Raw genomic sequence first — 12,491 nt, forward strand, 5'->3', positions numbered from 1 at the left:
AAGCCCAATGTTAACTTTTTTGGGCTTTTGGAAAAATGATTTCAATTTTCGTTCCTTCACCAATCGTGCTTTGTACTTTCGTCTTTCCATGATGTTTCTCAATAATCCATTTGGCGATTGATAGTCCTAGACCCGTGCCTTCTGCCTCTGTTCTTGCCTTATCACTTTGATAAAACCTGTCAAAAATTTTCGGAATATCTTTTTCAGGAATCCCAATACCATTATCCTGAACATGAAAGAGAATAGAGGAATGAGTCTGTGTACATGAAAGTAAAATATCGCCGCCCTCTTTCGTATACTTCATGGCATTATCCAAGAGAATGACAATCAACTGGTGGATTCTTTCTTTATCCGCTAAAAATGTGACTGGCTCGTCTACCTCTAACCGTAATGTCTTTTCTTGGTACATTGCAATTTCTTCGTAATGGTGAATGATTTCTTTTAAAAGCTCGTCCATTCGAAATACTGACTTTTTCATTTCAATTTGATCAGAGTCAGATCTAGCAAGCGTCAATAAATTTGTGACTAATTTGGAAAGACGCCTTGATTCATTTGAAATCGTCGAAACGTCGAGAATTTTTTCTTGTATGGTTGCCGATGGTGCGCGAAATAATAAATCTGTTTTTGCCTGAATGACGGCTAAAGGGGTTCTTAATTCATGAGAAGCGTCAGAAACAAACTCCTGTTGCTTTTTCCAAGCCTTTTTTATCGGAACTAATGCCCGACCGGCTAAGAAATAACCCGAAACCACCGCACAGATTACCCCAACGCCACAACCAATCAGGATGATTAATAATAGCCTGTCTAATAATTCCTTTTCTGAGTTCACATTACGAATCACTTGGATAGTAATATCTCCAAATTCAGGTAGGTTTACCTGAAAAGCTAGATAGCGAAATGCAAAATTTTCCACCGTTACATCCTGCAAGCTGTCTAATTTTTTCGGATGAATACGTTCTTCATTATCGATAAAAATATCTGAGTCACGATTTTGCTCTGTTAGAAGCTGATCATTTTTCCAGACTAATGTGATAATCCTTGGATCTCTACGTATCAATCTCGGCCCCTCTACTCCATTTTCTTCACCATTGTCACTCAAACCTAAGGGCTTCTGAAAATGATCAACCGAATCCAAAATAGATTGGTTCACATCTTTATATAATTTATTATCCGTATAAAAATAAATGATGCTTCCGAGGATACTAATTAACACGATAAAGACTAATGAGTTTAAAAAGGTTAGTCTAATATGGGTTTGTCGAAACATATGCTACTCCTATTCTTCATTCAGCATATAGCCGACGCCGCGGATGGTTTTAATATCAGCATGATAACCAAAGGGTTCTAGTTTTTTACGAAGATGATGCATGAACACCTCAACAATGGCGACCGTAGTATCCGAGTCAAATCCCCAAACGCGATCATATATTTGCTCTTTTGTTAAAATGGCACCTTTATTTTGAATCAGGAATTCTAACAGTTCGTATTGTTTGGCCGTTAATTTGATTGACTCGCCATTAACAACAATGTCTCGTTCCTTCCCTAATAATTCAATGCCTCTGTATTGAATTGTTTGATTGGTTGTTAAGCTTCCGCTCCTTCGAAGTAAAGCTCTTATTCTTGCCTTTAGCTCAGCTGCCTGAAACGGCTTGACCAAATAATCATCACCACCGCTATCTAAACCCTTCACTCGGTCTTCTAAAGAATCTCTTGCGGTTAAGAATAAAACCGGAATCTTTAATCCTTCTTTTCTAATCGTCTGTAAAACCTCAAACCCATCAATCTCTGGAATCATGACATCTAAAACAATTGCGTCATGAATATTTTGCATTGCTAAAAATAAGGCATCTTCTCCATTTGATGCTTGGTCCACTTCAAATTCATCCGATAATAATTCTACAATCGATTCTAATAAAGCAAGATTATCTTCTACCACTAATAAACGCATCTCAATCTCTCCTCTATAAAAGGGCATTCACTTCATTATATAGAAAATAAAGCGGCCGCAACAGTGGCGAACCGCTAATTACTACCATTATTCGTATCTTAACGCTTGAATTGGATTCAGCTTAGATGCTTTATTTGCTGGGAAAACGCCGAAAATGACTCCGACAATTAATGAAAATAAGAAAGACAATACAATCACCGACGTAGAAAATGATACGGTCAAACCTGCGAGAGTCGAAACTATTTTACCTAAGCCTACCCCTGTTAGGATCCCAATAATCCCCCCGACACCACTTAATACAACAGCTTCAATTAAGAATTGGAGAAGAACATCTCTTCTTTTTGCCCCAATTGCTTTTCGTATCCCAATTTCCTTCGTTCTTTCAGAAACCGACACTAACATAATATTCATAATTCCAATTCCGCCCACAAGCAAGGAAATACTGGCAATGCCGCCTAGCATCATTGTCATTGTATCGGTAACAGAACTCATCGTATCCATTAAATCCTGTTGATTTGTTACACTGTAGGAGTCACTTTTACTTGGGTAAAGTGAGGCCATCTTCATTTCGACTTCATTCATCACAAAATCCATTTGTTCTTGACTTTTACCTTGTAAATACACTTGATTTATGGTTGTACTTTTCACCAAGCGCTGACCTGTGCTCAGTGGAACGATAATAACATTATCGCCGCTTTGCCCCATCGAGCTACCCTTGGACACTAATACGCCCACTACTTTAAAGGATGTTCCCTCTATTTGTAGATATTGACCAACAGGGTTATCCGTGCCAAAAAAAGTGGAAGCAGTATCAGCGCCAATGACAGCAATCTTTTGCCGATATTCAAGATCAAGGTCTGTGATAAATCGACCTGAACTTACTTTCGCATCTCGAACCGTTGAATAAGCAGCATTCGTCCCAGTCAAGCTAACCTGTGAGGTGGTTCGATCCTTTTTCACATTGACTCGGCCAGAAACGACTGGGGAAACTGCCTTTACTCCATTCAGTTTACTCAACTCACTAATTTTATCCTCTGTCAAAGCTAAATCGGTTCCAAAGGTATTGATCGTTAAAAGATTGGTCCCAAGATTATTTATTTGGCTCGTCACATTTTGAGCGGATCCTTGAGCAATGGAAACCAAGATAATAACAGACGAGACCCCGATAACCATGCCTAACATTGTTAGAGCAGATCTAAGTTTATTTCCCTTAATACTCTTTAGTGCCATTTTAATAGATGGCAAAATCCCCAACGAGCTCACCCCCATTTTCCTGTAATTGCCCGTCCTGGATACTAACCATTCTATTTGCTTGTTTGGCAATTTCTAAATCATGGGTAATTAAAATAATCGTATGACCTAATTCATTCAATTCCTTCATAACCAGCAGAATTTCCTTGCTCGTCTTACTGTCCAGTGCCCCAGTCGGTTCATCAGCAAGAAGGATAGCAGGATTACCAACAAGGGCCCTAGCAATGGCGACCCTTTGTTGCTGTCCACCTGAGAGTTGTGTTGGTAAATGTCCAGCCCGGTCCTTCAAACCCACTTTGTTCAAACCCTCTAATGCCCTTTCTCGACGTTCCTTCACGGGGACCCCGCTATATAATAAAGGAAGCTCAACATTTTCCAGAGCTGATAATTTTGTTAACAGGTTAAAGTTTTGAAATATAAAGCCTATTTTTTGATTCCGGATCGTTGCTAACTGATTATCATTCATTTTCCCTATATCCTTACCATCAAGCAAATACTTACCGGATTGTGGCCGATCAAGGCAGCCAAGCATGTTCATTAAAGTTGATTTTCCTGAACCTGAAGGGCCAATAATCGCTAAGAATTCCCCTTGTTCAATTTCAATTGATACATCATTTAAGGCGTGAACAGTTTCCCCGCCCAGCTTATATGTTTTCATGAGATTACTAATTTGAATAATAGGCTTGCCCATTAGTTTCCACCCCTTCCACTAAATTGTCCTCCATTGCCGCCCATGCGGTTCATTCCACCCATATTGCCCATTCCTCCGATTCCGCCAAAACCGCCGCTTTGTATCCCTTTTCCTTGATTACTAGAGGAACTTCCAGTAGCCAATTGTGGTAGTTGGACTGTTTCTCCTTCTGAAAGTCCTTCCGAGATTTCGACATAGTCTTCATTGGCTAAGCCTGTTTTTACGGTTATTTGTTTGGTTCCTGTCTTTTGATTATCTGTACCAGCAACAATCACATATTTTTCACCATTTCCCGTATGAACGGCATCTAGTGGAACATAGAGGGCATCCTCTTTACTTTCTGTTAATATACTTGCTTCTGCACTCATCCCAACTTTTAGATTTTCAGGTTTATTAATCTCAATTGTGACGTCAAAAGTAGACACTCCATTAGAAGAAGTTCCCTCGTTTGCTACTGTTTTTACTTTCCCTGTATAGGTTTGATCAGGGAAGGCATTCACTTTTAAATTAACAGCTTGTCCTTCTTTAATTTTGGTAATGTCTAGCTCATCGATTTGAACAACCGTTTGTAAGCTTTGATAGTTTGATATATGGGCGACAACTTGTTCAGTCGTCACTCGCTCCCCTGCTGTCACAGATAGAGTAGTAATTGTCCCATTTGCAGGTGCTGTGATAGGGTCACTCCCATCGGTAAAGGTAATTAATTCATCCCCTTCGTTTACCTGCTCACCTTCTGAAACTAATACTTCATCAATTTCATCATTATTAATAATGGATTTAATATCTTCACTGGTAACGGCCTGAATCGTCCCAGATCCGCTAATCTTTACTTCTAAAGTGCCTTTTTGAACATTTGCTGTTCTTTCTTGAGCGGACGCTGTTTGGGTACCTGCTTTTGCTGAATACCATTGATATCCAACAAACCCAACAACTAGTATACCGACTGCTATTAAAATCCATTTTTTCATATTTCCATGGCTCCCTTTCTTGCCTGAACATGCTTCAGGTCATGATCAATTTTTGCTACAGACCTCAATCCTGTTCGCCTTTCAGCTCTCCAGTCAATGAGTTTTCCTAAGATAAGTCTATTATTAAGTTTGTACCTTAATTTTTCCTTAAGGAAATCATTGATGAAAATTTCCCTTGAAGTTATCGTTAATTACATTATCAGTTAACCAATTGAATCTATGTAATTTCTAGATGGATTCATCATTTTATAGACTAGAACAATTTTATTTAAAAATAATTATAAAATTTAAAAAATTCTTTCTTTCCTTTTTACTTTTACTATATAATAAATCACATAAAATATAAGGGGGAAATGTATGGAACAGTTTGTAAATTGGCTTAGTGGAGTTATTTGGAGTCCTGCACTTATTTATTTATGTTTAGGGGTAGGTTTGTTTTACACACTTGCTACCCGATTCCTACAAGTAAGACACATGAAGGATATTATTTCTTTAATGTTCAAAGGGAAGAAATCAGATGCTGGTATTTCATCCTTCCAAGCATTAACCCTAGCATTATCAGGCCGAGTTGGAACGGGTAATATTGCTGGAGTTGCCACTGCGATTGCTTTTGGTGGACCAGGTGCTGTTTTCTGGATGTGGGCCATAGCCTTTTTAGGTGCAGGTTCAGCATTTGTTGAGGCAGCTTTAGGACAAGTATATAAAGTAAAGCAAGATGGGCAATTTCGTGGTGGTCCTGCCTATTACATAGAAAAAGGACTAAAAATGAAGTGGTATGCAGTATTATTTGCAGTTGTAACGGTGATTGCAACTGGTGTCCTATTACCAGGTGTACAGGCAAATAGTATTGCTGCAGGTATTGAAAATGCTTTTGATATAACGCCGGCCATTACTGGAGCAATTTTAGTTATTCTACTAGCAGTCATAATCTTTGGAGGAGTTAAGCGGATTGCCCGAGTGGCTGAAATTGTTGTGCCATTTATGGCTTTAGGCTATATCATTGTTGCATTGTTGATTACCTTGCTAAATATCTCGGAATTGCCAAATGTATTAAAATTAATTTTCTCTAGTGCATTCGGTGCAGATGCAGCATTTGGTGGAATTTTAGGTGCTGCTATTTCCTGGGGAGTGAAACGTGGTATTTATTCAAATGAAGCTGGACAAGGTACTGCCCCGCATGCAGCAGCTGCTGCAGAAGTTTCCCACCCTGCTAAGCAAGGAATTGTACAAGCATTTTCTGTTTACATTGATACATTATTTGTTTGTTCCGCAACCGCATTTATGATTTTGATTACAGGTATGTACAATGTTGTGCCAGAAGGAAAGGCAGCCATTGTCAATAACCTTGGTAATGTAGAACCAGGTCCCGTCTATACTCAAAGAGCAGTTGAATCTGTATTACCAGGATTCGGAGCACCATTTGTTGCTATTTCCTTATTCTTTTTCGCATTTACAACGATTATGGCCTATTATTATATGGCAGAAACCAATCTTGCCTATATTAATCAAAAAGTAAAACGTGTTTGGACCGATTATCTCTTAAAAGTAGCAATATTAGGAATGGTTTTTTATGGTAGTATCAAAACAGCCGGCCTTGCTTGGACCCTAGGTGATATTGGCGTTGGAAGTATGGCTTGGTTAAATATCATTGCCATTCTCCTCCTATCAAAACCAGCCTTAAGGGTGTTAAAGGATTACGAGGCACAGCTGAAAGATGGAAAAGATCCTGTATTCGACCCAGTTAAACTTGGAATCAAAGATGCTGAATTTTGGGAACATGATTACTCCAAATCATTAGAAAACGAAGAAAAAATAGGATAATATTAGAATGGATTATCAAGGGACAAACTTCCGTAGTTTGTCCTTTTTTCGGCTTATTCCAAATAAATATGAAACTTTTCGCAGCATATTTCGTACACTTTAGGAGTAGATAAAACACAAAATACTACGGAGTTTTACCCTTTTTTTAAAATAGATTTATAATGTACATAAGATGAAAAAATAAACAAGGAGTGAAAAGTATGGGAGTTTCTCTTAGCAAGGGACAAAAAGTGGATTTAACAAAGTCTCATCCTGGCCTGCAAAATGTCGTTGTTGGTTTAGGCTGGAACGTTAGCCATATGGGTTCCAATTTCGACTTAGATGCCTCGGCATTTTTATTAGGTGAATCTGGTAAGGTCAACAGTGATCAAGATTTTGTTTTTTATAATAATCCTTCAGGTGGAAATGGCTCTATCCTTTATAGCGGGGATAATCGAATTGGTTCTGGTGTAAAGGATGATGAGCAGATCCAGATTGATTTAAGCCGTGTACCAGCACATATCCATCGTATTGCCTTTACCATAACCATTCACGATGCACAGGTGAAACGACAAAATTTCGGACAAGTGTCAGATTCCTATGTGCGCATTTTTAACCAAATGAGCAATGAGGAAATAATGAGATTTAACTTAGGTAAAGATTTTACTGTTGAAACAGCGATTGTTGCTGCAGAGTTATACAGACATAATGGAGAGTGGAAATTCAATGCTATTGCAAGCGGATTCCAAGGTGGATTAGCGGCATTATGTCGTAACTTTGGAATAACGGTGGATGATCCCCCTATAATTACACAGCCATCCCCATCCACTCAGCCGCAAAATTTCCAACAGATTCAAAGCAGCGGTTACAACAATCCGCAACATCAAACGAATCAATATCAGTCAAACCAACAAAACCAGTCTAACCATCATGTATTCGAACAAAGTCAGCAGCCTGTCCATCTTCAGCCGGAAACTCGACCATATCAACAGCCTGCTTATGGTTATCCAGCGCAGTCAACGTATCCAACCAATACTAGTTCACGACAAACATATGGCGGAGATGATATTGTTTGTCCGCGTTGTCATTCCACAAATGTACGAACTGGGAAAAAGGGTTTTGGACTTGGTAAAGCTGCAATTGGTGGCCTAATCCTCGGACCCGTTGGCCTCCTTGGAGGATTTATTGGTAAAAATCAATTAAAGCTTACCTGTAATAGTTGTGGTAACTCATGGTCTCCTTCACAAACAGACTATGCCGAGTGGGCAAATAACCAAAAGAGGAAGGCACAAGACTTGTTCAATCGTTATAAGAGTCAAGATGTCCTCGATGCGGTTGTGGCAGCCTGTGCTTTAGTGGCGATGGCGGATGGATACTTAGATACTTCTGAGCGTCAAAAAATGCTCGAATTTGTTCATCAAAGTGATGAATTACGTGTTTTTGATACTAACAAAGTCATTCAACGCTTTAATCTTTTTATTTCCAAAATGGAAAATGATCGAATGATGGGCCGTGCAGAAGCATTTCGAGCACTTGGGAAAATTAGAACAAAACCAGAAATCGCCAGGCTCGTAGCGCGCTACTGTATTGCGATTGGTTATGCGGATGGAAATTTCGATCCAAATGAGCAGCAAATAGTGTCTGATATCTGTCGCGAGCTTGGACTAAATCCAGCTGAATTTCTTTCATAATCACAAAGAGCCTCATTTTCCGACGCGGAAAGTGAGGCTTTTCTCTTTAGTTCATCCAAACTCGTTTGTTTTCAACACGCTTTGTGAATCCCTTTGCATCTAATCTTTCTAAAAAAGGAATCATATATTTCCTTGAAAGGTCAAGGACATCCTTCGCATCTCCAACCTCAAATTCTTGACTTGTTTTACTTTGAAGTTTTTCAACGGCTTCTTTGAATATCTCGCCATGATAGGCGAACTGCTCATCCAATTGAACAATTATGCTTTGATCTTCAAGAAATTTTTTCAAGTCTAATTCAAGCTTTTCAGGTATACCAGCCGTCGAAAAATAGTCTTTTAGGTAGCGTACCTTTAATCCATCCTTTTTTAAGTCATCAAGGAGATTTTCGGTTCGCTTTGCCCAGCTTTTCGGAATATGGGGAACAAAACTGGAAAGAGATACATATTGTTCTTTCCGTTTAAAGATTCCGTTCAATATTCCATTTTCCACGACAAAATCGAGCAAGGCTTTCGGAAACCGCTTTTGCAATGATTGCAATAGTTCTGCCTTATTTATGCCCGTCTTCAATGAAAAGAGATGATGAAATTCCTGTAATTTATCATAAATATCTTCTTCGATAGAATTGATAATTTGCCCTAGTGTATACTCTTTTCCATTATATAAGACAAATTCACTTTCGTTTAAATGCTCGGCTAATGTCAATTCGTCAAGAGCTGTCCGCTTAATTAATTCATGAAGAGGAAGGCTTTTTGCCTCCACTAATGCTGCAGTAATACGTTCCTTTGGTGTCCCCACTTTTTTCTTCTCAAGTTCTTCAATGGTTTGGTTCCCAAATCTATACTTATTACCAAGTGGATCAATTACCCATCCTCCGCCAATTGTCTCTTGCGGACTTGGTCTACGTATAATAAAACGATCGCCACGTTTTGTAAGAATCTCCTCCTCCAGCCTTAGCTGGCAAAGAATCTCACCATTTTCCTCATTAATCTCATTCCGATCAAAAAACACAATTCGCCCCATCACTTCGGTCGTCCCTATATGAAGCCTGATCGGCATCCGCTGCTTGACCATATGATCTAGGTCCATAACGACTCGAATAGCTACATCAACAGTTTTGGTCACAATAAAATGATTGGAAGAAACCAGTACATCTCCACGTTCTAAATCCTCTTTAGAAATATTTGAAAGGTTGATAGCCGCCCTTTGTCCGGCATATGCCTTATGTGCCGACTTATGGTGGACTTGGATTTGCCTGGCCCTTACTTCCATTCCCTTTGGCATAATTGATAGAAGCTGTCCTTCCTCCACTGTTCCTTCATAGACAGTCCCACGAACCACAGTCCCTTGACCTTTAACCGTAAACACCTGATCAATCGGGAGTCGGAAGGCCCCTTTAGCATCACGCATTTCTTGTTCCTTTAATGTTCGAATGACCAATTCTTTTATTTCAGTTATTCCTTTTTTCGATAAACTATCGATTAAGACAAAGGGAGCTTCTTCAAAAACAGTTCCGTTTAGCTCATTTAAAATATCATCTTTGACCAATTCAATAAATTCTTCGTCCACTCGGTCTATTTTTGAGATGGCCACTATTCCATTTTTTACACCTAAAAATTTTAAAATATCAAGATGTTCTCTAGTTTGCGGCATAACCCCTTCATCAGCCGCCACAACAAGGACGACCAAATCAATTCCAGCTACCCCGGCGATCATTTGACGAATAAAGCGTTCATGCCCAGGAACATCAATGACGGAGATTTGGACTTCATCGTCTTCGTATAAAGGAGCAAATCCTAGTTCGATCGAGATTTGCCGTTCTTTCTCCTCTTTTAAACGGTCCGTATCGACATTGGTTAATGCTTTGGTTAACGACGTTTTCCCATGGTCAATATGACCGGCCATTCCAATTGTAAAATATCTTTTTTCCAAGCTACCACCTTCTTAATCGTTCTACCATTCTACTGTAGCCTTAATGGTACATTTGTTCAAGCTAACATTTACAAGGGAAAGATTTTCACGAATCCTCCACATTATCACCGTCCATGTTATACATAGGTATGCTATGTTGAAGAGAAGACATTTTAACAGCAAGGGAAGAAGGCAAATGAAAAAAGTAATCGGGCCATTTCTGGCTGCAATTATTCTAATTAGTGGATGTCAGAATAGTGAACCAAAGGCAAGTGATGTGAAAAAGCCCCTCTCTGAACCAAAACAAATGATAGAAACGAAATCAGGCTCTACCACTTTTCCATACCCAAACTTGTTAGCCACTCAAGAACAAACTTATTCTCTCTTAGCAATTGGAGAACAGGATGAGCAATCTCCCATTGAAGAGAATCAAAATGTCATTGAAAACGTAAAAAACATTTTGAGTTTACCGACACAGGAAATAGCCCAGAAAGCTTTTCCCGAGTTACAACTAAACAACATGGCATACATTCTGTTTAACCAGACTGGTATTGTACACCAATCAAAAAATTTAAAAGAACTTACTCGCTTTTTACAAGAACATCCCCCGAAGTAAAAATCAATTGTCTAGGGTTTCTCCCTCAATGTACTAGATAATTAATCATTAGCTTCCTTCACATAATAAAGCTGAGTTTCGCATTTTATGCGTAGCTCAGCATCATTTTTAAAACCAGACCGCATGCTCTGGTTTTTTATTTTTGCTTATTTTCCCTAAATTTAATATAATCATTTTATACAAATTGCACTAGTGCAACATTTATTCACATACGAACAAACCTTGCTCGTACGAAAAAAGATAAAAAGGATGGTGACTTATGACCAATACTAATTCATATGCAGTCCACAGAGACCAAGCAGCTGAACAGAGAACTATTTCTGCTGCTAGAGATGCCATAAATGGAAAAGTGAAAGGAATACGGGCGTTATTACCGTTCATTGGTCCTGCCTTCATCGCTTCCATTGCGTATATAGATCCAGGAAATTTTGCCACGAACATTCAAAGTGGTGCCCGTTTTGGATATAGGATGCTATGGGTAATCGTTTTAGCAAACCTGATGGCTATGCTTCTTCAAAACATGTCTGCGAAAATCGGGATTGCAACAGGAAAGAATTTACCCGAGCTTTGTCGTGAGTATATGCCAAAATGGCTCACGATGATCATGTGGATTGTTTCTGAACTTGCCGCTATGGCAACCGACCTAGCTGAGTTTTTAGGTGCCACTTTGGCGTTAAATTTACTGGCAGGAATCCCCATGCTTTTTGCCACCCTTATAACGGGATTGGTCACCTATTTAATCTTAATGCTTGAAAAATTTGGCTTCCGCCCATTGGAAAAGTTTATCGCTGCCTTTGCGATGCTAATCGGGTTATGTTATTTAGTCGAAACGATTCTTTCTAGACCTGATTTTTCACAAATTGCTTATCATAGTGTTGTTCCATGGATAGGGAACAAAGAAAGTATTATGTTAGCAGTTGGTGTGATTGGTGCGACTGTCATGCCTCACGCTATTTATTTACACTCTAGCCTAACGCAAAATCGGATTGTGCCAAGAAACGATGCAGAGAAAATAAAAATCCAAAAATTTAGTACAAAAGAGATTCTGATTGCGATGACGCTTGCAGGCTTTGTCAATTTGGCAATGATGTATATGGCAGCCTCCGTTTTCCATTCATCTGGTCAAAGTCGTATTGCCGATCTGACAACAGCTTATCACACGTTAACACCATTGCTCGGGGCAGCGGCAGCCAGTGTATTCCTTATCTCATTACTGGCTTCAGGAATTTCAAGCTCTGTCGTAGGGACGATGGCCGGACAAGTAATTATGCAAGGGTTCGTTGGTTTTAGCATTCCTTTATGGATCCGCCGCTTAGTGACAATGCTACCTACTGTCATCATCGTTGCTATCGGTTTCGATCCAACTCAGACGCTCATTATTAGTCAGGTCATTCTAAGTATTGTCTTACCATTTCCCATCATTGCCCTAATTTATTTCACCCAAAAGAAAGAATTGATGGGCGTGTTAACAAATAAACGGATCACAACTATTTTTTCTAGCCTTTTTGCGATCATCATCCTCGGTTTAAATGTCTGGTTAGTTTTGCAAATATTTGTAGACTAGTAAATTACCATTAAATTTGCATACAAAAAACACCATCTCTTGATGAATAGTGA

At 39.1% G+C, this 12,491-nt stretch carries 10 protein-coding genes; 4 read left to right on the forward strand and 6 right to left on the reverse strand.

Going from position 1 to position 12,491, the window contains the following annotated elements; genetic code table 11:
- Nucleotides 1-10: 10 nt before the first annotated feature.
- From TY15_RS09650 to TY15_RS09670, 5 genes are all read right to left on the reverse strand, one after another.
- Entirely contained in the window at nucleotides 11-1,267 is a 1,257-nt protein-coding gene (locus TY15_RS09650; protein ID WP_040209613.1) for a sensor histidine kinase, read from the reverse strand.
- Nucleotides 1,268-1,276: 9 nt separating this feature from the next.
- Nucleotides 1,277-1,948 carry a response regulator transcription factor gene (locus tag TY15_RS09655; protein WP_040209615.1) on the reverse strand — a complete coding sequence of 224 codons (672 nt, stop codon included), beginning with the start codon at nucleotides 1,946-1,948 and terminating at the stop codon, nucleotides 1,277-1,279.
- A gap of 87 nt (nucleotides 1,949-2,035) precedes the next feature.
- Nucleotides 2,036-3,202, reverse strand: coding sequence for an ABC transporter permease (locus tag TY15_RS09660; RefSeq protein ID WP_081799376.1), 1,167 nt, complete (start codon nucleotides 3,200-3,202; stop codon nucleotides 2,036-2,038).
- Nucleotides 3,180-3,890 carry an ABC transporter ATP-binding protein gene (locus TY15_RS09665; RefSeq protein WP_040209616.1) on the reverse strand — a complete coding sequence of 237 codons (711 nt, stop codon included), beginning with the start codon at nucleotides 3,888-3,890 and terminating at the stop codon, nucleotides 3,180-3,182. Before TY15_RS09665 ends, TY15_RS09660 begins: the two co-directional genes overlap by 23 nt.
- Nucleotides 3,890-4,858, reverse strand: coding sequence for an efflux RND transporter periplasmic adaptor subunit (locus TY15_RS09670; RefSeq protein WP_040209617.1), 969 nt, complete (start codon nucleotides 4,856-4,858; stop codon nucleotides 3,890-3,892). The genes TY15_RS09665 and TY15_RS09670 overlap by 1 nt, the downstream gene beginning before the upstream one ends.
- 357 nt (nucleotides 4,859-5,215) lie before the next feature.
- Between TY15_RS09670 and TY15_RS09675 the strand changes: the two genes are divergently transcribed.
- Together TY15_RS09675 and TY15_RS25135 are read left to right on the forward strand one after the other, a co-directional pair.
- Complete coding sequence (locus tag TY15_RS09675) at nucleotides 5,216-6,679, forward strand: alanine/glycine:cation symporter family protein (RefSeq protein WP_040209619.1); 1,464 nt, start codon at nucleotides 5,216-5,218, stop codon at nucleotides 6,677-6,679.
- 200 nt (nucleotides 6,680-6,879) lie between these two features.
- Nucleotides 6,880-8,349: a TerD family protein gene (locus TY15_RS25135; protein WP_040209620.1), complete on the forward strand. Its 1,470-nt coding sequence runs from the start codon at nucleotides 6,880-6,882 to the stop codon at nucleotides 8,347-8,349.
- 46 nt (nucleotides 8,350-8,395) lie between these two features.
- Here TY15_RS25135 and selB read toward each other — a convergent pair whose 3' ends face one another.
- Complete coding sequence (gene selB, locus TY15_RS09685; protein ID WP_074432794.1) at nucleotides 8,396-10,279, reverse strand: selenocysteine-specific translation elongation factor; 1,884 nt, start codon at nucleotides 10,277-10,279, stop codon at nucleotides 8,396-8,398.
- Between the two features lie 175 nt (nucleotides 10,280-10,454).
- Here selB and TY15_RS09690 point away from each other — a divergent pair, with 175 nt between their 5' ends.
- Together TY15_RS09690 and TY15_RS09695 are read left to right on the forward strand one after the other, a co-directional pair.
- Nucleotides 10,455-10,874, forward strand: coding sequence for a hypothetical protein (locus TY15_RS09690; protein WP_040209622.1), 420 nt, complete (start codon nucleotides 10,455-10,457; stop codon nucleotides 10,872-10,874).
- A 259-nt stretch (nucleotides 10,875-11,133) separates the two neighbouring features.
- Nucleotides 11,134-12,438, forward strand: a complete 1,305-nt coding sequence (locus tag TY15_RS09695) for an Nramp family divalent metal transporter (protein WP_040209623.1) — start codon at nucleotides 11,134-11,136, stop codon at nucleotides 12,436-12,438.
- Nucleotides 12,439-12,491 lie beyond the last annotated feature (53 nt).

It is taken from the genome of Neobacillus jeddahensis, assembly GCF_000612625.1.
Lineage (GTDB): Bacteria > Bacillota > Bacilli > Bacillales > Cytobacillaceae > Neobacillus > Neobacillus jeddahensis.

Excerpts from the sequence above, each read along its gene's own strand:
- TY15_RS09650 (WP_040209613.1), bottom strand. The coding sequence starts at position 1,267 with ATGTTTCGACAAACCCATATTAGACTAACCTTTTTAAACTCATTAGTC.
- TY15_RS09655 (WP_040209615.1), bottom strand. The coding sequence starts at position 1,948 with ATGCGTTTATTAGTGGTAGAAGATAATCTTGCTTTATTAGAATCGATT.
- TY15_RS09665 (WP_040209616.1), bottom strand. The coding sequence starts at position 3,890 with ATGGGCAAGCCTATTATTCAAATTAGTAATCTCATGAAAACATATAAG.
- TY15_RS09670 (WP_040209617.1), bottom strand. The coding sequence starts at position 4,858 with ATGAAAAAATGGATTTTAATAGCAGTCGGTATACTAGTTGTTGGGTTT.
- TY15_RS09675 (WP_040209619.1), top strand. The coding sequence starts at position 5,216 with ATGGAACAGTTTGTAAATTGGCTTAGTGGAGTTATTTGGAGTCCTGCA.
- TY15_RS25135 (WP_040209620.1), top strand. The coding sequence starts at position 6,880 with ATGGGAGTTTCTCTTAGCAAGGGACAAAAAGTGGATTTAACAAAGTCT.
- TY15_RS09690 (WP_040209622.1), top strand. The coding sequence starts at position 10,455 with ATGAAAAAAGTAATCGGGCCATTTCTGGCTGCAATTATTCTAATTAGT.
- TY15_RS09695 (WP_040209623.1), top strand. The coding sequence starts at position 11,134 with ATGACCAATACTAATTCATATGCAGTCCACAGAGACCAAGCAGCTGAA.